At 59.5% G+C, this 20,987-nt stretch carries 23 protein-coding genes and 1 riboswitch; of the genes, 8 read left to right on the forward strand and 15 right to left on the reverse strand.

Annotated features, from left to right (window positions below; genetic code table 11):
• Positions 1 to 138 precede the first annotated feature (138 nt).
• Genes FHT86_RS32380 through larB form a run of 3 tightly spaced genes read left to right on the forward strand, consistent with a single transcriptional unit; the run spans position 139 to position 2,935 of the window.
• Positions 139 to 1,455, forward strand: a complete 1,317-nt coding sequence (locus FHT86_RS32380; protein WP_246779773.1) for a LarC family nickel insertion protein — start codon at positions 139 to 141, stop codon at positions 1,453 to 1,455.
• Positions 1,455 to 2,252, forward strand: a complete 798-nt coding sequence (locus FHT86_RS32385) for an adenine nucleotide alpha hydrolase (protein ID WP_133711020.1) — start codon at positions 1,455 to 1,457, stop codon at positions 2,250 to 2,252. The genes FHT86_RS32380 and FHT86_RS32385 overlap by 1 nt, the downstream gene beginning before the upstream one ends.
• Positions 2,249 to 2,935: a nickel pincer cofactor biosynthesis protein LarB gene (gene larB / locus FHT86_RS32390; RefSeq protein ID WP_133711021.1), complete on the forward strand. Its 687-nt coding sequence runs from the start codon at positions 2,249 to 2,251 to the stop codon at positions 2,933 to 2,935. Before FHT86_RS32385 ends, larB begins: the two co-directional genes overlap by 4 nt.
• Before the next feature lie 3 nt (positions 2,936 to 2,938).
• Here larB and FHT86_RS32395 read toward each other — a convergent pair whose 3' ends face one another.
• From FHT86_RS32395 to FHT86_RS32425, 7 genes are all read right to left on the reverse strand, one after another.
• Complete coding sequence (locus FHT86_RS32395; RefSeq protein ID WP_133711022.1) at positions 2,939 to 3,751, reverse strand: glycerophosphodiester phosphodiesterase; 813 nt, start codon at positions 3,749 to 3,751, stop codon at positions 2,939 to 2,941.
• Between the two features lie 39 nt (positions 3,752 to 3,790).
• The gene (locus FHT86_RS32400) at positions 3,791 to 4,678 is read right to left on the reverse strand and encodes an ABC transporter permease (protein ID WP_133711023.1); all 888 of its coding nucleotides are present in this window, start codon (positions 4,676 to 4,678) and stop codon (positions 3,791 to 3,793) included.
• A gap of 24 nt (positions 4,679 to 4,702) precedes the next feature.
• Positions 4,703 to 5,629, reverse strand: coding sequence for an ABC transporter permease (locus tag FHT86_RS32405; protein ID WP_133711024.1), 927 nt, complete (start codon positions 5,627 to 5,629; stop codon positions 4,703 to 4,705).
• Positions 5,630 to 5,641: 12 nt separating this feature from the next.
• A complete protein-coding gene (locus FHT86_RS32410) occupies positions 5,642 to 6,508 on the reverse strand; it encodes an ABC transporter ATP-binding protein (protein ID WP_133711025.1) in 867 nt (288 codons plus the stop codon).
• Complete coding sequence (locus tag FHT86_RS32415) at positions 6,501 to 7,469, reverse strand: ABC transporter ATP-binding protein (RefSeq protein ID WP_133711026.1); 969 nt, start codon at positions 7,467 to 7,469, stop codon at positions 6,501 to 6,503. The genes FHT86_RS32410 and FHT86_RS32415 overlap by 8 nt, the downstream gene beginning before the upstream one ends.
• Before the next feature lie 10 nt (positions 7,470 to 7,479).
• Positions 7,480 to 9,087, reverse strand: coding sequence for an ABC transporter substrate-binding protein (locus tag FHT86_RS32420; RefSeq protein WP_133711027.1), 1,608 nt, complete (start codon positions 9,085 to 9,087; stop codon positions 7,480 to 7,482).
• An 82-nt stretch (positions 9,088 to 9,169) separates the two neighbouring features.
• Complete coding sequence (locus FHT86_RS32425) at positions 9,170 to 10,273, reverse strand: LacI family DNA-binding transcriptional regulator (protein WP_409527638.1); 1,104 nt, start codon at positions 10,271 to 10,273, stop codon at positions 9,170 to 9,172.
• Between the two features lie 295 nt (positions 10,274 to 10,568).
• Here FHT86_RS32425 and FHT86_RS32430 point away from each other — a divergent pair, with 295 nt between their 5' ends.
• Positions 10,569 to 10,988 (forward strand): heme-binding protein, encoded by a 420-nt coding sequence (locus tag FHT86_RS32430; protein ID WP_133711029.1) that lies wholly within the window; start codon positions 10,569 to 10,571, stop codon positions 10,986 to 10,988.
• Positions 10,989 to 11,003: 15 nt separating this feature from the next.
• Here FHT86_RS32430 and FHT86_RS32435 read toward each other — a convergent pair whose 3' ends face one another.
• The 6 genes from FHT86_RS32435 to FHT86_RS32460 all read right to left on the reverse strand — a co-directional run bounded on the left by FHT86_RS32435 (position 11,004) and on the right by FHT86_RS32460 (position 15,772).
• Positions 11,004 to 12,206, reverse strand: coding sequence for an aminotransferase class V-fold PLP-dependent enzyme (locus FHT86_RS32435; RefSeq protein WP_133711030.1), 1,203 nt, complete (start codon positions 12,204 to 12,206; stop codon positions 11,004 to 11,006).
• 13 nt (positions 12,207 to 12,219) lie between these two features.
• Entirely contained in the window at positions 12,220 to 12,681 is a 462-nt protein-coding gene (locus FHT86_RS32440) for a RidA family protein (RefSeq protein ID WP_133711031.1), read from the reverse strand.
• 20 nt (positions 12,682 to 12,701) lie between these two features.
• The gene (locus FHT86_RS32445) at positions 12,702 to 13,496 is read right to left on the reverse strand and encodes an amino acid ABC transporter ATP-binding protein (protein WP_133711032.1); all 795 of its coding nucleotides are present in this window, start codon (positions 13,494 to 13,496) and stop codon (positions 12,702 to 12,704) included.
• Between the two features lie 5 nt (positions 13,497 to 13,501).
• Positions 13,502 to 14,149, reverse strand: a complete 648-nt coding sequence (locus FHT86_RS32450) for an amino acid ABC transporter permease (RefSeq protein WP_133711033.1) — start codon at positions 14,147 to 14,149, stop codon at positions 13,502 to 13,504.
• 1 nt (position 14,150) lies between these two features.
• Positions 14,151 to 14,816, reverse strand: coding sequence for an amino acid ABC transporter permease (locus tag FHT86_RS32455; RefSeq protein WP_133711276.1), 666 nt, complete (start codon positions 14,814 to 14,816; stop codon positions 14,151 to 14,153).
• Positions 14,817 to 14,896: 80 nt separating this feature from the next.
• On the reverse strand, positions 14,897 to 15,772 hold the full coding sequence (locus FHT86_RS32460) for a transporter substrate-binding domain-containing protein (RefSeq protein WP_133711034.1): 876 nt from the start codon (positions 15,770 to 15,772) through the stop codon (positions 14,897 to 14,899).
• A gap of 154 nt (positions 15,773 to 15,926) precedes the next feature.
• On the opposite strand from FHT86_RS32460, the gene FHT86_RS32465 reads away from it, so the two are divergent.
• Entirely contained in the window at positions 15,927 to 16,733 is an 807-nt protein-coding gene (locus FHT86_RS32465; RefSeq protein WP_166656997.1) for an IclR family transcriptional regulator, read from the forward strand.
• A 15-nt stretch (positions 16,734 to 16,748) separates the two neighbouring features.
• Here the strand turns inward: FHT86_RS32465 and FHT86_RS32470 are convergent, their stop codons facing one another.
• Positions 16,749 to 17,357: a DUF922 domain-containing Zn-dependent protease gene (locus FHT86_RS32470; protein ID WP_312862611.1), complete on the reverse strand. Its 609-nt coding sequence runs from the start codon at positions 17,355 to 17,357 to the stop codon at positions 16,749 to 16,751.
• Positions 17,358 to 17,602: 245 nt separating this feature from the next.
• Here FHT86_RS32470 and FHT86_RS32475 point away from each other — a divergent pair, with 245 nt between their 5' ends.
• The 3 genes from FHT86_RS32475 to FHT86_RS32485 all read left to right on the forward strand — a co-directional run bounded on the left by FHT86_RS32475 (position 17,603) and on the right by FHT86_RS32485 (position 20,426).
• Positions 17,603 to 18,382 (forward strand): glycoside hydrolase family 19 protein, encoded by a 780-nt coding sequence (locus tag FHT86_RS32475; RefSeq protein ID WP_133711036.1) that lies wholly within the window; start codon positions 17,603 to 17,605, stop codon positions 18,380 to 18,382.
• A gap of 50 nt (positions 18,383 to 18,432) precedes the next feature.
• On the forward strand, positions 18,433 to 18,828 hold the full coding sequence (locus FHT86_RS32480) for a hypothetical protein (RefSeq protein WP_166656998.1): 396 nt from the start codon (positions 18,433 to 18,435) through the stop codon (positions 18,826 to 18,828).
• A gap of 98 nt (positions 18,829 to 18,926) precedes the next feature.
• Positions 18,927 to 19,038: riboswitch (TPP riboswitch) on the forward strand.
• A gap of 89 nt (positions 19,039 to 19,127) precedes the next feature.
• On the forward strand, positions 19,128 to 20,426 hold the full coding sequence (locus FHT86_RS32485) for an LLM class flavin-dependent oxidoreductase (protein ID WP_133711038.1): 1,299 nt from the start codon (positions 19,128 to 19,130) through the stop codon (positions 20,424 to 20,426).
• Between the two features lie 16 nt (positions 20,427 to 20,442).
• On the opposite strand, the gene recX is transcribed toward FHT86_RS32485, so the two are convergent.
• Positions 20,443 to 20,979 carry a recombination regulator RecX gene (gene recX, locus FHT86_RS32490; RefSeq protein WP_133711039.1) on the reverse strand — a complete coding sequence of 179 codons (537 nt, stop codon included), beginning with the start codon at positions 20,977 to 20,979 and terminating at the stop codon, positions 20,443 to 20,445.
• Between the last annotated feature and the right edge of the window lie 8 nt (positions 20,980 to 20,987).

A 20,987-nucleotide genomic window follows, 5' to 3' on the forward strand; every position in this document is an offset into this window, starting at 1 on the left:
AGCTCTATACCACTGGGCTTGCCGGCGACGACCGGACCTTGACCGGTGTTACGATGATCGACGATATCAAGGCAGCAATCGACCGCAGCATCGCAGCATCCGGCGATCCCACCGTCGCCATCATTCCGGAGGGACCTTATGTCGTTCCCCGTTATGCCGCGTGAGCCGACCATGATACCGGAACGTCTCGAATTGCATCTCGATCCTCTCGGCGGCATCGCGGGGGATATGTTTGCTGCCGCCCTGCTCGACCTGAGGCCAGATCTGGAGGCGGGATTGAAGCGAACGCTTGCTCTCTGCCCGCTGATCGAAGATGTGGAATTCGAATTTGCCGCTCACAATGACGGTGTGCTGACCGGTCACCGCTTCCTTGTGCGCCGCGATGGCAACAGGCGCATCGCGGAAGATCAACACCATCATCACCATTCGCATGAGCATCATGATCACGATGAACATGGTCATGTGCACGGCAGCCACCATCACACGCATTGGAGCTTGATCCGCGAAGCCCTGATCACATCCAAGCTCGACCGCGACACCGTAAAACACGCCGTCGGCATCTTCTCCCGGCTCGCCGAAGCGGAGGGAAAAGTACATGGTGTCGACCCTGATGCCGTCAGCTTCCACGAGGTCGGCGCCTGGGATTCGATCGCCGACATCGTTGCTGCCGCGTGGCTGATATCGCAATTCGATACTATCAGTTGGACAGTCGGCCCCTTGCCGCTCGGCGGCGGCCGGGTGCACACGGATCATGGTCTGCTTCCCGTTCCTGCGCCTGCCACGGCTCGCCTGCTCGAAGGCTTTTCCACGATCGACGACGGCATCGGCGGCGAGCGCGTCACACCGACGGGAGCCGCCATTCTCGCCTATCTCTGTGGCCGGACGCCGGTGCCACCGAAGCCACGAACCCTAACGGGGTCCGGCTACGGTTTCGGCACGCGCCGGCTGCCGGGCATCAGCAACTGCCTACGTATCCTGGCCTTCGAAAGTGCGGAAGCCTACACCGACCTGAAAAACCAGGTCGCTGTCCTGGAATGTGAAATCGACGATCAGACCGGAGAAGACCTCGCACAGGCGGTCGAACGATTGCGTGCGCAGACAGGCGTTCTCGACGTTATCCAGGCGCCGGTTTTTGGCAAGAAGGGTCGGATGATGACGCATTTGCGCATTCTCGCAGAACCTGCCGCGCGGGACGATATCCTGGCAAGCATTTTCGACGAGACCACGACCATCGGTGTCCGTCATATTCTGGTGGAGCGCAGCACCCTGCCCCGGCAGGCGGCGACGACCGAAGCCGACGGCCGGACGCTACGGCTAAAGGTCGTCGAACGACCCACAGGCCGCACCGCCAAGGTCGAAGCCGACGATCTCGCCGATGTAGCTGGAAGTGCGGCCCGCAATAGGCTGCGCCACATCGCAGATACCGCCGTTCGGAAAGGTGAAGAGGAAGACTGATGCAAGCCGCCCTGGAAACCGTTCTCTCTTCACTCGGGCCTTCCGCCGTCGCCGTCAGCGGCGGTGTCGATTCCATGACGCTTGCCGTCTTCGCCAACCGGCTTCTCGGCAAGGAGCGCATCACCATGATGCATGCGGTCTCCCCGGCCGTACCGCCGGAAGCAACCGAACGCGTCAAGGAATGGGCCGGACGCGAAGGCTGGACGCTGCGCATTCTCGATGCCGGCGAGTTCAGCGACCGCAATTATCTCAGCAATCCCGTCAACCGCTGCTTCTTCTGCAAGAGCAATCTTTACAGCGCGATTGCCGGCCTATCCGACCGGCTTATCCTCTCCGGCGCCAATACCGACGATCTCGGCGAATATCGCCCCGGCCTCGATGCCGCACGCGACCACGGCGTACGCCATCCCTATCTTGAGGCGGGCATCGACAAGCAGACGGTTCGCGCGCTCGCCCGCGACCTCGGCCTCGGCGAACTTGCCGAGCTGCCGGCTTCTCCTTGCCTCTCCAGCCGAGTGGAAACGGCGATCGCCATCGATTCCGAGGTGTTGAAGGCGATCCATGGTGTGGAACGTCTCGTCAGCGAGAAGCTGGCGCCGCAGACGGTCCGTTGTCGCGTCCGTCGAAACGGCGTGGTCATCGAAATGGATGCAACGAGTCTCGCAAACGCCGATGACGAGAAACGCGACGCCCTGTCGCGTTCCATCGCCGGCTTGCTGCCGGCTTCCCTTTCCGGCAAGCCCATCGGCTTCGAGCCCTATCGCAATGGCAGCGCCTTCATCGGAGTAAAATCGTGACCAGCGAAGATGTCGTCTTCGATTTTGCCCGTGCCGGCCGTATCGGCCTCGACGAGTCGGTGTTCTGCGCCGGCAAAAGTGCCGGTCAGATCGCCGGCATCCTCGAAAGTGCGAGGGATCGGAGCGTCGGGTTGCTGCTGACACGATTGGACGCGGACAAACTGGCGCAACTGCCTGCCGAATTGCGAGAGGCGATCGACTATTGCACTCTATCCCGCACCGGTTTCTTCGGTCCGCTCCGGCCGGTCGCGATGTCAGGCAAGATTGCGATCGTCGCAGCCGGCACTTCGGATGCGCCGGTCGCTCGTGAAGCGGCGCGTACGCTGCGCCATGCAGGGATCGACGCGACCGTCATCACGGATGTCGGTGTTGCGGGCCTCTGGCGGCTGATGGACCGGATCGAAGATATACGCCGCCATCCCGTCGTCATTGCGGTTGCCGGCATGGATGCGGCTTTGGCAAGCGTGCTCGGGGGCCTTGTTTCCAGCGCCCTGATCGCTGTGCCGACCTCCGTCGGCTACGGTGCGGCGGAAAGTGGCCGCACCGCGCTCAACGCCATGCTCGCGAGCTGCGCGGCGGGCATCACGGTCTGCAATATCGATAATGGTTATGGCGCCGCCGCCGCCGCCATACGCATCCTCAACAGCTTTGCTGCTTTGACGGACAGATCCGTGCAGAGTTGAGGCTTAGTCTTCGATCTCTGTCGCGGTTTTGGCCAACATGCAAAGAAAGTCGACATCGTCGCCGATCAGGGCGTCGATGAGCCCATCCTTGATGCAGCTGCGGATCATCGGCAGCTTGTCACGCCCGCTTTGCCAGAATACGGCGAGCTTTTCCGGGAGAGGCAGGCTCAGGCGCACCGCAATCTCCGCTTCCCGCAGAGCTTCGGCATCGGCACGGTGAAAATGGTTGAGCTCCAGCGAGACGCCGTCGACGTTGCCGGCGCGCATCGAGTCGATGAGACCAAGCGGACGGTGATACACGATCGCTTCCGTCTGCAGGCGCGGTTCGATTTGCTTGACGCGCTGCAGATCGTGATGATCGAAGGAGGAAATGGCGACATGAGCGAAGGCGTCAGCGTCCTTGATCACCTCGATCATGATATCCGTCATTCGATCCGGGCGCGCACGTTCCTTCATCTCGACGGCAAGACGCGTGTCGGTCCGCTTAGCCCAGGCAACGACTTCGGCAAATGTCGGAACCCGTGTTCCGGCAAAACGCGAATCGAACTTCGCGCCTGCGTCGAGGGTCAGGATATCGTCCAGATCATGATCGGCAACCAGGCCCCAGCCGGAAGTGGTTCGATCCAAGGTGCGATCGTGCATGACGATAATCTTATCGTCGCGGGTCAGCATCAGATCGATCTCGCATTCATTGGCGCCGGCATCCACGCCTTTTTGATAGGCAAGGATCGTATTTTCGGGAAAGTGCCGGCTGAAGCCGCGATGGGCGGCAATACGGAGCGATCCTTGACGGGCGGCATGAAGAGGCAAAGGCACGGGAATTTCTCCTTGGGTTATGAAAAGGCTTTTTGAAGCTCAGTGCAGCGTCGGATCAAAAGCGTCGCGCAGGTAGTCGCCGATCAGGCTGATCGACAGTGACAGCAGGAAGATCGCGATCCCCGGCAACGTTGAGATCCACCACTCGGTCATCACGTAGTCGCGGCCGGCGCCTACCATGCTGCCGAGGCTGACCATGGGCGGCTGGATGCCGAGGCCGAGGAAGCTCAGCGCCGATTCCTGCATCAGGATGTCTGGCAGAACGACAGTCAAATTGACGAGAACGACCGAGAGGATGTTCGGCAGAACATGCATGACCGCGATGCGCGTTGTGCTCGCGCCGTTGCGTTTCAGCGCCGCGACATAGCCTCGTTCCAGCTCCAGACCGGTCATGGTGCGGACGAGCCGGGCATAGCGTTCCCAGCCGTAGAGGCCGAGCAGCGCCATGAAGAGCCAGAGATTGTCACCGAAGAAGGCAAGCACGGCGAGCGCGATAATGAGGAACGGCATCGATGCCTGGAAATCCACCGCGACGCGGATCAGCATATCGGCAAACCCACGACGAAACGCCGCGAGAAGGCCCAGTGTCGTGCCGAGCAGCAGGCTAATCGCCGAGGCGCCGAGCGCGATCAAAAGGCTGGTGCGAACGCCGTAGAAGACCCGGCTCAGAATATCGCGCCCGAGTTCATCGGTACCGAGAACATGCTTTAGAGTACCTCCGAACAGGAACGGCGGTGCCTTTCGAGCATGCAGATCGATCTGCGCAAAGCCGTAGGGTGCAAGCACATTGGCAAAGACCGCGAGCACGATGAAGGTGACGAGAACGACCAGGCAGATTACGGTCGTCAGGTCCAGCCGCGCGCTACGCGACAATCTCTCGGCCTTCGTCTTCGCCGAACTGTCGATGTTCGTCACTACATTCGCCATGGTCATCCCTTTCGAAAATGCGGATCAGGCCGCCGCCCGATGCCGCAAACGCGGATCGGCGAGAATGTAGAGAAAGTCGATGAGCAGGTTGGCGCTCACCATGGTCGCGGTGATGAGGATGACGATAGTCTGCACGATGTTGAGGTCACGCTGCGCCACCGACGAGACGAGAAAACGGCCGACGCCCGGCCAGGCGTAGACGGTCTCGACAACAGCCGCACCGCCGATCATGCCGCCGACCAAGAAACCAAGCATGGTCAAAAGCGGCAGGGCCGCATTGGGCATCACATGCTGCAGCAACACGGCCCGCTCGCCGATCCGCTTGGCGCGAGCTGCCAGAATGTAGCGCTGTCCCAATACCTCCAACGCGCTGGAACGCACGAAGCGAGCGATGATGCCGGCATTGGCAAGGCCGATGACCATAACCGGCATGACGAGATGCGCCGGCGTCGACCCGCCGCCGCTCGGCAACAGACGCAGAGACACGGCGAAAAGCTGGATCAGCAAAATGGCGACCAGAAAATTCGGCAGGGAATGCGTCAGCACCGCCAACCCCATGACAAGGCGGTCGATCAGGCTGCCGCGGTTCTGCGCGGCCAGAATGCCGAGCGGCACGCCGGCGCCCAATGCCACCACCAGAGCGGCCCCCATCAGTTCGAGCGTTGCGGGAACCTTGGAAAGAACCAGCGCCAGCGCATTCTGCCCATTCTGCAGCGACGTGCCAAAATCGCCGCGCAGAAGATGGCCGAGATAGGAAAAATACTGGATGTAGAGCGGCTGATCGAGGCCCCATTGCTGACGCATCAGGGCCACCACCTCCGGCGGCGTCTCGACCGGCAGCAGCGAATGCAGGGGATCGCCGCTGACGCGCAGGATAATGAAGGTAAAAGTGATGGCGAGGAAAAGCGTGACGACGGCCCGCAGGAGGGCGCGCATGACAGCCTGGAACATGGCGGATCTCCTTCAGAGCGTTTCAAGGACGGTATTTGTCTGACGCAATTTCTGCCGCCGTCCGCGCGGGACAGCGGACAGAAGCTTCGCGGTGTAGGGATGGGTGGGATTCGAAAAGACCGCTTCCGTCGCGCCTGTCTCGACGATCTGTCCCGCCTCCATGATCGCCACGCGATGCGAAACATGACGAACGACCCGGACGTCATGGCTGATGAACAGCAATGACAGACCGCGGGTACTCTGAAGTTCCAGCAGGAGATTGAGAACTTGGGCCTGCACCGACACGTCGAGCGCAGAGACGGGCTCATCGCACAGTAGGATTTGCGGTTCGACGATCAGGGCGCGGGCAATGGCAACGCGTTGGCGTTGGCCGCCGGAAAGCTGGTGCGGAAACTTCTGTAATGCCGAAACAGGAAGGCTGACGGCCTTGAACGTTTCGGCGGCGCGGTCGCGTCGGCTTGCCGGCTCGCCGATCGTGTGGATCGCCAGCGTCTCCAGCATCTGGTGCCCAACGGTGCGGCGCGGATCGAGCGCACCCAGGGTGTCCTGCGAGATTACCTGCAAGTGCTTCGCCAGCCCGCGCCGGTTCGGCTTCATCAGGCCGCTGAAGGACTTGCCGAAGAGTTCGATTTCACCCGACGTCGGAGCCCGGTCGCCGCAGAGAAGCGAGGCGAGCGTAGACTTGCCGCAGCCTGATTCTCCGACCAAGCCCAGCGTCTCTCCGGACTTCAGCTCAAGGCTGACATCCCTGATCGCATGAAAGCCTTTGGTTCGGCGGGGCCATATCGTAAAGCCGGGCGAATAGGAAAATTGCAGGTTGCAGGCGGCGAGAGCGATCTCCGTCCCACTCCCATTCAGCGGTGATTTTTCCTCAGGCATCATGTGCGCTCCATGGATTGAAGCAGGCGAGCGAGGCCGCGCCCGTAATCAGGGGCGGAACCGCCGTTGCGCAATGCGTTTCGGCACGCGGGCAACGTGGCGCGAAGGCGCACGCGGAAGGCATGGCGTCATGCAGTTTCAATTCGCCAGGAATATCCGCCAGCTTTTCCAGCGGCGTGCCGTGTCCGGGCATCGCTTCCAGCAACAGCCGCGTATAGGGGTGGTGGGGATTGTCGTAGATGTCTTCGGTGCTGTTGATCTCGACCAGCGATCCCGCATACATCACCGCGATGCGGTCGCAGACCTCGGAGACGAGATCGAGATCATGGCTGATGAAGATCATGGGGATGCCGCGTTCGCGCACCGCCTTGACCAGCAGCGCCACCACTTGCGCCTGCACTGTGACGTCGAGTGCCGTGGTGGGTTCGTCGGCAATGATCAGCCGCGGCTGCATGGCGAGGGCGGTCGCAATCATCACACGCTGGCACATGCCGCCGGAAAACTGGGCCGGATAGGCATTGTAACGTATCTCAGGCTGCGGGATGGCGACTTCCGCCAAAAGCCGGAGCGCCTCGGCCTTCGCCTCGGTCGCCGACATGCCGGCGCTCATCGCGGCCTCGGCGATCTGCGAACCGATGGTGCGGACCGGATCGAGGCAGGAGACAGGCTCCTGGAAGATCAGACCGATGGAGGGGAGTTTCGAGCGCGCCATCGCCCCGAGCTCGCCGACATCATACATCGCATCTTCGAAGGAGATAAAGCCTGTCGCGCTCGCCGTCGGCCCCAGCAGACCCGCAAGAGCAAGGCATGTCACGCTCTTGCCTGAGCCGCTTTCCCCGACGATGCCGAGGATTTCACCCTCGGCAAGGTCAAAGGAGACATTGTTGACCGGATGGGACCAGCCGGCCTTTGTCCGGAACGCAACGCTCAGGTTGTCGACCGAAAGGATAGGAGTGGCCATAGCGAACGGCTCAGCTCTTCTGCTCTTCGAAGGCAAGGCTGCCGGCACCGAGATCCATCTGGAAGGCCGGCAAGGGCTGCCACTTGATGCCGTCGCGAATGCCGTAAAAGACGGCGTTCTGATGCAGTACCGTCTCGCCCGGATCGTTCCATTCGATCAGTTGCAGCATGTCGCGGAATATCTTGGCACGTTCAGCGGGATCGACGGCCTTTTCCATTTTCGCGCCAAGAGCGTCGAAATCCGCATTCTGCCAGATCTTGAACGAGTTCAAAGAGCCGGCCGAGCCGAACTGTGTGTAAAAGGAGATATAGGGATCCGGGATCTGCGCGGTGCTCGACCAGTTGCCGGTCGCGCGGCCAGGCGCATTCTCGAACAACTTGCCGCCCTCGACGAACTTCATTTTCGCATTGACGCCAATCGCCTGCCACATGGCGACCACGGCCTGAGTGACCGGATTTTCCGCCGTGTAGTAATTGTTCTGCGAGCGGACTTCGATTTCTTCGCCGTTATAGCCGGCGTCCTTGAGAAGCTTGGCGGCCTGATCCGGGTCGTATTTATAGGCCGGATAGTCTTTGAGATAGACGGGGCCGTAAAGCTCGAACTGCAGGCCGTTCGGGACACGGGTCCGGCCGTCCCAGATCGAATCGACGATGGCTTGCCGGTCGATAGCGAGGATGAGGGCCTGGCGGACGCGCGGGTCCTTGAGCGCCGGATTGGTCTTGTCGAAATAGAGGATGCGATGATTCGGAACCGGGCCGCCGACGATCGAATGGCCAGGGCTGCCGGTGACAGCGGACAACTGATCCGGCGGCAGGTCGGTTGCGATGTCATAGTCGCCGGCAAGAAGACCGGCGATGCGTGAGGAGACTTCCGGCACGATGCGCAGGGTCACGCGCTTGGCGGCCGGCTTGCCGCGGAACGCCTGATCGTGGGAGGCGAGAACCACGTTTTCGTTCGTCGCGTAGCTCTCGACCTTGTACGGACCGGCGCCGATCGGCTTCTGGCGCCAGGTCGTCCAGTTTCCGCCATTCTTTAGCCAGGCATCCTTGCTGATGACGACGGCGGCATAGCATGCCAGCCGCTGCAGGAAGATCGGGTCCTGGAACTTGGTGATGAAACGCACCGTCAGCGGATCGACCACTTCGACGTGATCGAGGCTGGTGAAACTGGTGAGGTAGACCGGATAGCCCGGCGCATTCTTGTTAAGCAGTCGCTCAGGACCAAACGAGAAGGCTACGTCGTCCGCGGTCATCTCGCGGCCGTCATGGAAAATAACACCGGGACGCAGCTTCATTTCCAGAATGGTCGGCGAAACCCAGGTCCAGGAGGTCCCGAGATTAGGCTTTACGGAAAAATCGCCCCGCATGTCGATGGCGAGAACCGTCTCATGGATCGAGTAGTTGTTGCGGAAGGCGACGTTGCTGGCAGCATCGACCGGCTCCTGCGAGGTCGGGTTCTGCTGAACGGCGATGCGAAGCTCAGGCCGGTTGTCGCCGGCATCGTCCGCGGCCGCGGGCAGCGCCGGCACAAAAGCGGAGAGGCCAGCCGCGGCTCCCATGAGTAAAGTCGTGCGGCGGGTGATGGCCGTATTGAGGCCGGTGAGCGTGTTTTCGGACATCAGCAGACTCTCCTGTTGGTGTTTGCACAAACGTTTGCGCAATAGAAACAGCATAACCTGCGGTGAAAAATTGCTTTTCAAACTACGCAGGAGGAATGTGCTGCAAGCTAGGGAAGTCCGATGACGCACGTATGACAAGTTCGGGCGGAATAAGACGCATCGGTCGCATGCTGGTCCGGGCATCCGCTGAAAGGTTCGTCAATTCCAGAAGCAGATCGAGCGAAGCTTCGCAAAGAGAATCCGTCGGTTGTGCCACCGTCGTCAGAGGGGGCGACCAATAGGCCGTATCAGGCACATTGTCATAGCCGACGACAGAAATATCATCTGGAATCTTCAGTCCTAGCTCCCGCAGGAGCGCCACGACCTCGATTGCGAGGCCGTCGCTTCCGCAGATCAACGCCGTCGGCCGCGTTGACGGGGCCGTTAGTATCCGCCGGAACACTTCACGGTCGATGTCCGCCCTTTCGAAGGAAAGAACATCCCCTTTGATTTCGCCTGCGCTTTCGCTGACCATTTGCCGGAAAATTGATCGGCGATCACTCAAGGCGAGCCGGCTTACGCGGTAGACATAATCAATACGGTGGTGTTTGAGCGCTATCAGATGATCGAGGAGCATGCGCATGCCGATCCAATCATCGGCCAGCACCGCCGGTTTCGGGCCCGTAAGACCGCCGCACAGGGTGACATGCGCCTTGCCCATCCGGTCGAGATGCTCGCACAGAGCTTCATGGCCGGGGAGATCGCTGACCATGATCACGCCGTCGAAAAAATCGTCCTGGAACAGATTCAACTGTCCAGCGACCTCGCCGGCATCGGCTTTTGCCTGTGCCACCAGCAGTTCCACCCCGCGCCTCTGCGCCACCGCCTGCAAGCGGCTGGTCAGATGCGGCTGATAGTGCCCAGAGAGGCTGCCGACGATCGCACCGAAGACGCCCGTTCGGTGGGTTCTGAGCGAAGTCGCCAGCCGGTTGACGACATAGCCGGCATCGCGCGCCGTCGCTTTGACGCGCTCTTGTGTTTCGATACTGATGCGGGCATCGGCACGACCGTTCAAGACGCGCGAAACCGTCCCAGCAGAGACACCTGCCAGCCGCGCGACTTCCAAAATTCCGATTCTCGCCCGCGTTTTCACATCTGCCCCGAAGCACTCTTTTGCCGTGCGGCGACAATGGCGAAAGGCGATCACAGGGGCAAGCCGTCAGCATGATATCAAGCGCACTGGTCCAGACCGGGCGAGGTGGATAGGGGCCTCCAACGCCATCAAGAGGAACAGGTAAATAGGTTTATGCCTTTCCGGAAAATCAGTTTCACCAGACTTCACGTGGACGACTTCGTTTCTCCACGTTGCCAATCAGGAGAATGCCGGTCTAGCTAGGAACCACCAGCGTGGCGCATGAGCAGGCGTCCGCCAAGATCCCCGTTGGCGCGGCCGCACGGCCTGTGTTCACCGTAAGAATTTGATATTGAGGAGTTACAAGCCCATGTCCGTTACGCGCGAAACCCTGATCCTGTCCCACGCCGGCGCAATCCAGGCTCTTGCGGCCGCGATTGCCCATGCCGAGAAGATCGGTATCCCGCAATGCGTCTTCATTGTCGACGCGAGCGGCGAAACCATCGCCAGCGTCCGGATGGATGGCGCGAAATATCTGAGCATGCACACGGCTCGCGCCAAGGCCCGCACAGCCGCCTCAAGCAATGCGCCGACGGGCGCCATGTCCTTCGAATTCGGAACCGCCGCCGGCATTGCCTCGCAGGGCGGCGTCACGCATCTGCCGGGTGGCCTGCCTATCCGTTTCAGCAGCCGGCTTGCCGGTGCGATCGGCGTAGGGTCAGGCACGGGCGATCAGGATTTCGAAGTCGCCCGCGCCGCACTTGCCGCCATTGGAGCCGATGCCGTTTAAGGCATGCCTCCCCGCTCAGTCCGGCCACTTGCGAATGTTGCGTGCCGATTTCTGCGGCACCAGCATCGCGTCCGACGGCCTTTCCTTGGCTGACAACAGCGAATGGAGTTCGCGGGCAACGGTCTCGGCCTCTCCCGGGTGGAGATTGCAGGGATCAAGGAAGAAATGCCCGCGTTCGACCTCATGATTGCGGACGATGATCGGTATTTGCGCGCGGGCAAGGGCAGTAGCAAGTCCTGCCGCCGTAAAGCCGCTCTCCGGCAGTACGTTGATTTCCAGCCTGTCCAAGGGATTGTTGGTCGGATCGGGAACGATCACCGCCTCGATACCCGCGAGCCCCTCCAGCGTGCCCTTCCATAGATCCAGCGCCTCGCGCTCGCGGCGGCGAATGCCGTGGTGATCGCACACCTCCCACGCCTCAAGCGCTGCCATGACACCGGCAATGCTCTCCTTCCCAACCTTCATGCCGCGGCCAATCCCGCGGTTCTGAAGGAAAGTGGCTCGCACCAGATCCTTTCGCCCTGCAACAATGCCTGTCGTCGGGCCACCGAGGAACTTGTGCCCGCTATAGACGACGATATCTGCGCCCTGCTGCAGGAAGGTCCGCAAATCATACTCGGATGCGGCATCGACGATGACCGGCACGTTTCTGGCGTGGCAGATGGCCGCGAACTCCGGCAAGGAGAGCATGCCGTATTGCACCGTATGGTGCGAAACCACGTAGAGAGCGGCGGCCGTACGTTCATTGATCGCGTCGGCGACGTGATAGTCGTTGACGACGCTGACGGTCCCGGCTGCAATGACCTTGCCACCGGCCAGCCGGACGGCTTGGTCGATATTGCCGCCGAAGCTCACCATATGGCCGATCTGCACGATGACTTCTGTCTTCAATCCTTCGGTCCGGTCCGGAAGGTTTTCGATCGCCAGGAGATTGTCGCCGGTGATCGCCGCGGCCAGCGATAGGCTGATGCCGCTCGCGCAGGATGCGGTGACAAAACCGGCTTCCCCACCGGTGAGGCGCGCAATCACTTCGCTCGCGCGCCGATGCAGATCGTCCATCTCCACGAACTGCGAGGCGATTTCGCTCATCGCCTTGATCGCCTCCGGCACGATGATCGACGCACCCAAGGCGGTCATCGTGCCGGAGACGTTGATGATGGGCCGGAGATTGAGGCGTTCTCTGATCGGCTGTTCGGAGCCTTTTGTAGTCGCAACCATTGGATTGGGCCTTCTAACTCTGAATTTCGATAATTGCTTCGATTTCGACGGTGATATTGTTGGGCAGCGAACCAACGCCGATCGCCGAGCGTGCATGCATGCCGATATCGCCGAAGACATCGGCAAACAGATCCGAGCAACCGTTTATGACCTTGGGGTGGTCGGTGAAATCCGGCGTAGCGTTCACGAACCCCAGCAGCTTCACGACCTGCTTGACCTGGCTGAGATCACCAATACTGGCCGACAAGGCCGATAGAACATTGAGCCCCGTCAACCGCGCATGCTGATAAGCTGTTTCCACATCCACATCCTGCCCGACTTTGCCGGTGCGCAGCGTGCCATCGGCATCCACAGGCCCCTGCCCCGAAATGAACAGCAGCGAACCGCATCGAACGAAATTGCGAAAATTGCCGATTGGCGTGGGCGGCGTAAAGAGTTCCAGACCGAGAGCCTTCAACCGATCGTGAGGCGTCATTTCCATTCTCCCATTCAGTCTCAGACGGCCGCAGCCGCGTGGAAGCGGGAAAGAAAAGCCTTCAGCCGTTCATTCTCCGCCACAAGCGCCGGAAGGTCCTTCGGCGCGCCCTGGGCGGACACTTTTCCATCGGCCATGAAGACGATGCGGTCGCTGGCATCCCGGGCAAAGGCGATTTCATGCGTGACCATCAGCATCGTCATGCCCTCCTCGGCCAGTTGCCTGACAACATCGAGAACTTCGTTCACCAGCTCGGGGTCGAGCGCCGAGGTGATTTCATCGAGCAGCAGGATCTTCGGGTCCATCGCCACGGCGCGTGCGATTCCGACGCGCTGCTGCTGACCGCCAGACAATTCCGACGGCAGGTTGTCGATCCGGTGCCCGAGACCTACGCGATTGAGCCAATGTTCGGCTATCTCCCGCGCCTCCTTCTTGGGCTTGCCCCGGACCTTTTGAAGGCCGAGCATCACATTTTCCGCAGCAGTCAGATGCGGAAAGAGATTGAAACTCTGAAACACCATGCCCGTTTCGGCACGCATGCGCGCCAGGTCCTTCTCGCCGCGGCGCTGCTGATTGGCGTCGTCCCGATAGCCGACTTCGACGCCGTCGATCTGGATCGATCCGCCGTCGTAACTTTCAAGAAAGTTCACGCAGCGCAGAAGCGTCGTCTTGCCGCTGCCCGACGGGCCGATGACCGAGACGACCTCGCCTTTGGCGACATCCATATCGATGGAGTGCAGAACCTGGACGGGGCCGAACGCCTTGGCAACATTGCGTATTCTGAGGAGCGGCGTGGCAGATTGCGTGTTGTTCATGACGGTCAATCCCTGATGTAGGAGTAGCGGCGCTCCATTCTCCGGCTCAGGCTGGAGAGACTGTAGTTGATCGCGAAGTAGATGAAGGCTCCGAGAAGGTAGAGCGGCATGGCCTCATAGGTCCGGCCGATCACCTCGTTGATCGACTGCATGAGGTCGACGATGCCGAGCAGCGAGATCAGCGCGCTACCCTTGACGGCGTCGGTGACCCCATTGATCCAGGGCGGCAGAAAGCGGCGCGTCGCCTGCGGAAAGATGACATAGCGCAGGCGCTGCACGAATGTCAGGCCGATGGACATGCCGGCCTCCATCTGTCCCCTGGGGATGGAGAGGACGGCACCACGCACATATTCGATGACTTGAGCTGACTTGAAAAGCGTCAACGCAACCACGCCGGCCCAGAAGGCGACGATGTGGATGCCGAGCGCCGGAAATCCGTAATAGACGATGAAGATGAGAACAAGGATCGGAATGCCGCGGATACAGTCGCTGAAGAAGCGCACGAAAAGCTTGACCGGCCAGGGGCCGTAGATCAGCCCGACGCCCAAGATGATGCCGATGCAGAGCGAAAGCGCGACGACGATCGCGGAGACCCAGAGCGTGATGAGCAGGCCTTTCAGGAGGAACGGCAGGGCATAGATGATCGCGGCCATTCTAACGCTCCACCCTGAAATGGCCTTCCAGCCGCCGCAGGCCGAACAGGATGAGATAGCCAGTAACGAGATACATCAGGGTCGTGATGATGTAGACCTCGACGATGCGGAAGGTATTGAAATTGATCCATTGCGCCCCGTATGTGAGCTCTGGAACGGCAATGACCGAGGCTACCGATGTATCCTTGAACAGGGAGATGAATGTGTTGGATAGCGCAGGCAGGGTAATTCGCGTCATCGTCGGCAGACGGACGTAGAGAAGGCGCTGCAACGGCGTCAGCCCGATCGCCTTGCCCGCATCGATCTGGCCGCGCGGCACGGCCTCGAGGCCGGACCGGAATACCTCGACGAGATAGGCACCGGCATAAACCGAGAGGGTAATGACGAATGATGCCGTCGCGCTATAGGCAATGTTCACCGCGGTCGGAAGCCCGTAAAAGACGAGATAGACGAGCAAGATCAGCGGCACATTGCGGATGAATTCGACGTAAGCAGCGATGAAACCGCGGACAACCTTGCCAGCCGACACATACCAGATGGCGAGGACAAGCCCTATCAAGGCACCGATGGCGATGGAAATGACAGCAAGCTCGAGGCTGAGCAGAAGCCCGCTCCACAGCTTGTCGATGTTTCGCCAGATAAGATTGAAATTCAGGTGATAGCCCATGCCGGCCGCCGTCTCCCGGGATGCGATCGATGTCTGCTGAGGAGCCAGCGCCAGCCGAGGCTGCACTGGCTCCGTTCAGATCAGATGGCGGGGAAACCCGGCTTGCGGACCGGTGCGTCCAGGCCGAAATATTCCTTGAAGGCCGCATCGTAGAGCGCGGACTCATGGCCGAACATGGCAGTATTGAACGCCGTATTGACGAAATACAGCCAGTCGAGATCGCCTTGGCGGACGCCGGCGCCATAAAGCATGGCATTCCACTGCTTGCCGGCGTCGAAATAACGATCGGGCGTTCGTGATGCGAGCCAGCGTACCGTCGACAAATCGACTGCGGCCGCGTCGACGCGCTTGGCTTCCAATGCCTGAATGACATTTGCCTGCGTGTCGATCTGCATGACCTGCGCATCCGGCAGAACGAGGTGAACGGTCTTTTCCGCATCCACGTTCTGGAGAATGGAAATGCGCGTGCTGCTACCACCGGCCAAGAGCTTGTCAAAGGTCTTGTTGTCGGCGTCCGGACGCGTCAACAGGGCTACGCCTTCGACATAGTAAGGCCTGGAGAAGTTGATGAGCTGCGCGCGCTGCGCCGACATCGTCATGAACTGAATGGTGATGTCGACCTTGCCGGTGACGATGTTCGGAATGCGCTGCTGTGCATCCTGCTTGACGAACTCGACCTTGGTCTCATCGTCGAACAGGCCCTTGGCAAGGATACGACCCATGGTGATGTCCATGCCGACCAGCTCACCGGCATCGTTCTCGAAATGCCAGGGGGCGTTGGTGCTGCCGGTGCCGACGATCAGGTGGCCGCGATCCAGCACCGTACGCAACAGGCTGTCGCTTGCTGCCTGAGCCGCTGCCTCTTCGCTGCTGGCCATCAGGCCGACTGCAGTACCGACCGCCAGGCCACCCAGACCCAGCTTCAAAAAGTCACGACGCTGCGAAATATCGCTCATGTAAGCCTCCAAGTTTGAGATAAAGTTCCCGTTATCAAGCTTGTTTTCGCAAGCCTGTTGTCTTATATACAAGACACGCTTCTTATATTTAGGACGATATACCGAATTTGACGCTGGCGCAATGCCAGAGCGGCAGCAATGGAGCATTTCTGGCATGGTTTCGAATAACGAGGGTGCGCGAAAGACACGAGAAGCTCATGGCCCCCGTGAGCGTGGTATCGATAGGGTATTGAAATTGCTGGGCTATCTGAACAAGGCCGGGCAGCCGGTTCGGCTCGCCGACCTGCCGAAGGCGATCGACGCACCGCGATCGACCATCTATGACCTCGTCGGCATCCTCTCGGACGCGGGCATTCTGGAGACGAACGGCAGCGACAACAGGGTCTATTTCGGCAAGCTGCTCTACCTTTACGGCACGCGTTACCTGCAGGAAAACGACATCATCATTCGCGGCAGGGAAGCAGTCGAGCGGCTATCGAAGCAGACGGGCGAGACGAGTGAGCTCTGCGTGCGCCACAGGAACAAGCAGGCGATCGTTCATGCCGCCCCAGGCTCCCGACCGCTCCGCATCAGCTCCGAAATCGGGTCGCAGGTGCCGATCCCTTGGACCGCATCGGGAAGGTTGCTGCTGTCGCATCTGCCGAAAGAGGAAATCGGCAAATTGCTGGAGGAAGGCGACTTGACCCTTCCCGACGGACGTTCGGTCGACCTTGAGGATTTTGCGCGCGAATGCAGCGAAGCCAGAAGAAAGAAGCTGATCATCACCACAGGGCTGATCAACAGCTTCACCCAATGCATGGCCGCCCCTATCTGGAACTCGAACGGCATCGTCGAAGCGACCATCTGTTTCGTCTTGCCGATCGATGTTTCCGAGGACCATAAGACGGCACTGGGCGCGGAGCTCGTGCGCACTGCCGAAGCCCTTTCGATCGGCAACAGCTATCTGGCCGCGGCGCAATAGGGGCGCCGGCGGGGTCTACTGCTCCCTCACCAATCCCAGCACGAGTTGCTGCAGGTTGCCGCCGTCGCTAAGTTCGGTTTTATCGAAATCCCGAGCCCTTTGCCGTTGCCTGTTGGAGATTTCCAATAGCCGCTGGGTCAGATCGGCTCTGATCTTGCGGCAACCGGGATCATTTGCGGCGGACAGGCCTATGCTTGCCGCCTCGATCTCTCTCACCATGTCCTTGATCATCTCGCCATGCACGCGTTCATGTTTGTGCACTCCGGCGATGAATGTATCCCAGCTTCTTCTGGTGGAAGCTGGGAGTTGCGCCGAAGGCTTAGGTAGCACGTAAGTGATTATCAGTTTCGGCTGTGCTGAAGCCAGAATGCAGGCATCACCCTGCGGTTCGTATTTCCGGGTCCATGTCAGTCTAAAGCTCGTATGTGCGATGGCGCGCGCCTTGCCACCAACCCCAGGCCCGCGTTCGCCGATCGACTCGTAAAGTTCCGCTCCGGACGTCCCGGCAATGGCGTAGGTTTGGACTTTCTCGACTGCCTGCCACTGTGCATGCGCAACTATTGGCGAAGCGAAACAGCCCACCAGAAGAAAAAGCCTGATACCTAATTTCACACAGATCCCCACAGAATGATGCCAGTGGCGGCAAGACTAATGGGGTCGGACACCGCTTTCAATCAGGCGCGGATATTCGGAAAAATCAAGATCCGACTTTTGATGTCGATTTCTCGCCTGCCTTCCCGAGACAAGCAAACAGCTGATAGTGCCATTGCGATACAGCGCATAATTGAAATTAACTGGACAAAATGCAGCAAATTCTGATTATTAATACAACTATATATTGATTATTATTGTTATTCTGGGGAACCCATATGACAAAGTGGTTAAAACGGCTAGTTTCCGCAATTGCTGCTTTTGGTTTCGCGTTTCCAGCAATTGCTGAAAATGCCAACCAATGCGCCAATGCCTCCATGACCACCGTAAGATTTTCAAAGGTGGAAACAAACTTCAGAGAAAAATTCTGCGACAAGCCAACGTCGAAAAGCTGCGATGCCAGATACAAAAATATCAGCGACCTGGTGGCACGCCTTTCAAAAGACAGTCGGATCAATAACATAGCGACAGGCGCTTACATCCTCGCGACGGTGAGCCTGGAAACCGGAAGCCAGAATTTCAGTCCGGCAACCACTGAGGCGATTGGCGCAGCTCAAAAGAAGCGCTCCTACTATCCGAACTTTATCGGAAGAGGCTGGGTCCAGCTGACCCACGAAGACAAATACAGACTGGCGGGGAGAAAGCTGAATATCGATCTCGTCAACCATCCGGAATTGGCACTCAAAACCGACAACTCCTACGAGATTCTGGTACGCGCCATGACCGAAGGCTGGCTGGAAACATACCGCTCGTCCGCGAAGGGCGCCGGCGGCGGTACTCCAATTCTTCTCGCCGACTTCATCAACCATCAGAAAGTCGACTACGGTTCCGCGCGCGCGATCATCAACGCCAATTGCATGGCCGCCAAGCCATGTGATGACACTAGATACAATGAAAAAGGCTTTATTCCTGCCCCAGCCAAGCTGGACAACGGCGAGCATGGCGCGCGCAATGCCCGCATTTTTGAGCAGCTTCTCTGCCGTGCACGCGAACAATGACAAATCGACCGAGGATTCCGCTCATGAAAGTCAGGTTCATTGCAACCGCGTTGGCTCTTCTGCTCGCACCTGTCGCCAGTGAGGCGGCGGCAAAAGTCCGAGACGGATTGGACATCAAATGTGACTGCCTCAAGATGTCGGATGGTTCCAAGTGTCCCGACGATCTTGGGATGGAAGTTCACGGGAAGAAAGGGTCAATGGAAACGCCATCGATCATTACAGACATGGACTTCGTTTATAAGAAGCGCAGCGGCATTCCATATGTGGTTGGAACCGTTGGCAAGGATTTTGAGGGACCTTCATACTATGCGATCCTCTATTTCCCCCATAAATTGTCCCGCGTCGAAATGTCGTCCGATATCAACGTCAACCGGCCGCTCACTTTCAAACCCGGTAGGCCGTCGACAGCATTCCTGACCTGTAAGGCGGTTCCGCCGAGCAAATGAAACTGGCGAACTGTTTCACGGTGCGCTGGGCCGATTGCCATCGAACCGAGGCTAGCTTCAACGGCCCTTGCAAAGAACGCCAGACTTGTCCTAAGTGCTCCCAACGACAGGGGTGCTCCGTATTGCCGGGGCTGAGATGGGGTCGCCATGGCCGCAAACTCTTGAGCTGATCTGGATAATACCAGCGGAGCGAGGCGAGCGATGTTTTCGGGCATGCAATTTTCCTTTTACCCTGCCCTCGGTGACAATGCCGGCAGCGAGATATCCTTGCTGCGTGGCCCTCGGAGCGGTGTCTGATCATGCGCCGTCTTCACCTGAATGCGGTCATTTACGGCCTCGGGAGCCACGAAGCCGCATGGCGTTTGCCTGAAAGCGATCCGCGTGCGATCACCACCCTCGCCTACTGGGCCGATATCGCCAGAACGGCGGAAGCCGGCGGCTTCGACGCTTTGTTTCTTGGCGATGTGCTGGCGCTGCAGGAGGGAGCCGCACGGCACCTCTCCGATGCCATGGATCCCTTCATCATCCTCTCGGCGCTGGCGGCTGTCACCAGCCGCATCGGCCTGATCGGCACGGCGTCGACAAGCTTCGACCATCCGTTTCATCTCGCCCGGCGCTTTGCATCGCTCGACCATATCAGCAACGGTCGCGCAGGCTGGAATATCGTCACTTCATCCAATGCCCTTGAGGCCCACAATTTCGGCCTTGACGACATGCCGGAGCACACCGAGCGATATGCGCGCGCCGACGATGTCGTCGAAGCGGTCAAGAAACTTTGGGATAGTTGGGACGCAGATGCGCGGATCGCCGACCAGGCGAGCGGTCATTATCTCGATCCCGCCAAGGTGCGCGCCATCGATCATGTCGGCCCTTATGTTCGCAGCAAAGGGCCACTTAACGTTCCGCGACCGCCGCAGGGACGACCGATCCTTGCGCAAGCCGGTTCGTCGGCGGCCGGCCGCGATTTCGCCGCTCGCCATGCCGATATCGTCTTCACCGTTCAGTCCTCGATCGATGAGGCCAAGGCGTTTTACGCCGAGATGAAGACGAGAGCCGTTTCGGCCGGACGACCGCCTGACAGTCTGCAGATCATGCCAGGTATTATTCCCGTCGTCGGCGAAACGCGTGGTGCAGCGGAAAGGAGGCTCGCGGACATGAACAGCTTCGCCGTGCCCGAACATCTGCTCGCCAAGATGTCATCGTTTCTTGGCGTCGATCTGAGCGGAGCAGATCTCGATTCTCCCCTCCCGGAGGATTTCGCCCGCGCGGATGCCAACCAGTCGAGCCAGAGCCGCGTGACGGTTCTGGTCAGCATTGCGAAGCGCGACGGCCTGACGCTGCGGCAATTGCTGTTGCGGCTCGCCAGCGGCCGTGGCCATCTGCTGGCCGTCGGTACGGGAGGTGACATTGCCGATGTCGTTCAGGAATGGTTTCAAGCAGGCGCGGCCGACGGCTTTAACGTCATGTGTTCCGTCATGCCCGGCGACCTGCAGGCATTCAACGATATGGTCATGCCGGATCTCGTGAAGCGACAATTGCGCCAAGCCGATCTCAGTTCAGACACTTTGCGCCAGCGGTACCGGCTGACAGGCATTTGAACCCCGTTCGCCTCGCTCAAAAAACCGACGAGGAATGCAGGAGCTCTTCGGCCTCCTTGCGGCTCATATCGAAAATCATCTTACCGATCTCAAAGCCGAATCCGTTACGGGCGAATGCGGACAATTCCTTCGCTTTTCGCTTCTCGTCGAGTTCATTTCGACGAAACGGGCCGAAGCCACGCTTGCGGGCAAAGACGACAGCCGCGAACACGTCGTTCGTAGCATCCAAAGCCGTCACCGCCATATCGCCATTTATGCCTTTTGAAGCGAGCTTGTAGGCGATGGCCTTCCTTGATTTGCCAGAACGCACCGCAGACCGTGTGCTGATCTCGGCATAGGCAACATCGTTAAGCGCATTCTGATCGTAGGCAAACTTGACGGCGAAATCAGCGACAGCCTTGATCTGGGCCTCGCTGATACCTTCGAACTTCTCTTTCGCTTTTCTCGTGATCGCATCGAACAACTGCTTCTCTGTCATCATCTTGCGTTCAAGACGATAGATCGTCGAATTGCGTGCCCAGGCCAGCATTCGGGTCGTAGGGGTTTGGTCCATGGGCGGAT

This window comes from Rhizobium sp. BK313 (assembly GCF_014193655.1).
GTDB lineage: Bacteria > Pseudomonadota > Alphaproteobacteria > Rhizobiales > Rhizobiaceae > Rhizobium.

What these genes read in the sequence shown, in the direction of transcription:
- FHT86_RS32380 (WP_246779773.1), top strand. Translation starts at nt 139, where the DNA reads ATGTCGTTCCCCGTTATGCCGCGTGAGCCGACCATGATACCGGAACGT.
- FHT86_RS32385 (WP_133711020.1), top strand. Translation starts at nt 1,455, where the DNA reads ATGCAAGCCGCCCTGGAAACCGTTCTCTCTTCACTCGGGCCTTCCGCC.
- FHT86_RS32400 (WP_133711023.1), bottom strand. Translation starts at nt 4,678, where the DNA reads ATGGCGAATGTAGTGACGAACATCGACAGTTCGGCGAAGACGAAGGCC.
- FHT86_RS32405 (WP_133711024.1), bottom strand. Translation starts at nt 5,629, where the DNA reads ATGTTCCAGGCTGTCATGCGCGCCCTCCTGCGGGCCGTCGTCACGCTT.
- FHT86_RS32410 (WP_133711025.1), bottom strand. Translation starts at nt 6,508, where the DNA reads ATGCCTGAGGAAAAATCACCGCTGAATGGGAGTGGGACGGAGATCGCT.
- FHT86_RS32415 (WP_133711026.1), bottom strand. Translation starts at nt 7,469, where the DNA reads ATGGCCACTCCTATCCTTTCGGTCGACAACCTGAGCGTTGCGTTCCGG.
- FHT86_RS32420 (WP_133711027.1), bottom strand. Translation starts at nt 9,087, where the DNA reads ATGTCCGAAAACACGCTCACCGGCCTCAATACGGCCATCACCCGCCGC.
- FHT86_RS32430 (WP_133711029.1), top strand. Translation starts at nt 10,569, where the DNA reads ATGTCCGTTACGCGCGAAACCCTGATCCTGTCCCACGCCGGCGCAATC.
- FHT86_RS32435 (WP_133711030.1), bottom strand. Translation starts at nt 12,206, where the DNA reads ATGGTTGCGACTACAAAAGGCTCCGAACAGCCGATCAGAGAACGCCTC.
- FHT86_RS32440 (WP_133711031.1), bottom strand. Translation starts at nt 12,681, where the DNA reads ATGACGCCTCACGATCGGTTGAAGGCTCTCGGTCTGGAACTCTTTACG.
- FHT86_RS32445 (WP_133711032.1), bottom strand. Translation starts at nt 13,496, where the DNA reads ATGAACAACACGCAATCTGCCACGCCGCTCCTCAGAATACGCAATGTT.
- FHT86_RS32450 (WP_133711033.1), bottom strand. Translation starts at nt 14,149, where the DNA reads ATGGCCGCGATCATCTATGCCCTGCCGTTCCTCCTGAAAGGCCTGCTC.
- FHT86_RS32455 (WP_133711276.1), bottom strand. Translation starts at nt 14,816, where the DNA reads ATGGGCTATCACCTGAATTTCAATCTTATCTGGCGAAACATCGACAAG.
- FHT86_RS32460 (WP_133711034.1), bottom strand. Translation starts at nt 15,772, where the DNA reads ATGAGCGATATTTCGCAGCGTCGTGACTTTTTGAAGCTGGGTCTGGGT.
- FHT86_RS32465 (WP_166656997.1), top strand. Translation starts at nt 15,927, where the DNA reads ATGGTTTCGAATAACGAGGGTGCGCGAAAGACACGAGAAGCTCATGGC.
- FHT86_RS32475 (WP_133711036.1), top strand. Translation starts at nt 17,603, where the DNA reads ATGACAAAGTGGTTAAAACGGCTAGTTTCCGCAATTGCTGCTTTTGGT.
- FHT86_RS32485 (WP_133711038.1), top strand. Translation starts at nt 19,128, where the DNA reads ATGCGCCGTCTTCACCTGAATGCGGTCATTTACGGCCTCGGGAGCCAC.
- recX (WP_133711039.1), bottom strand. Translation starts at nt 20,979, where the DNA reads ATGGACCAAACCCCTACGACCCGAATGCTGGCCTGGGCACGCAATTCG.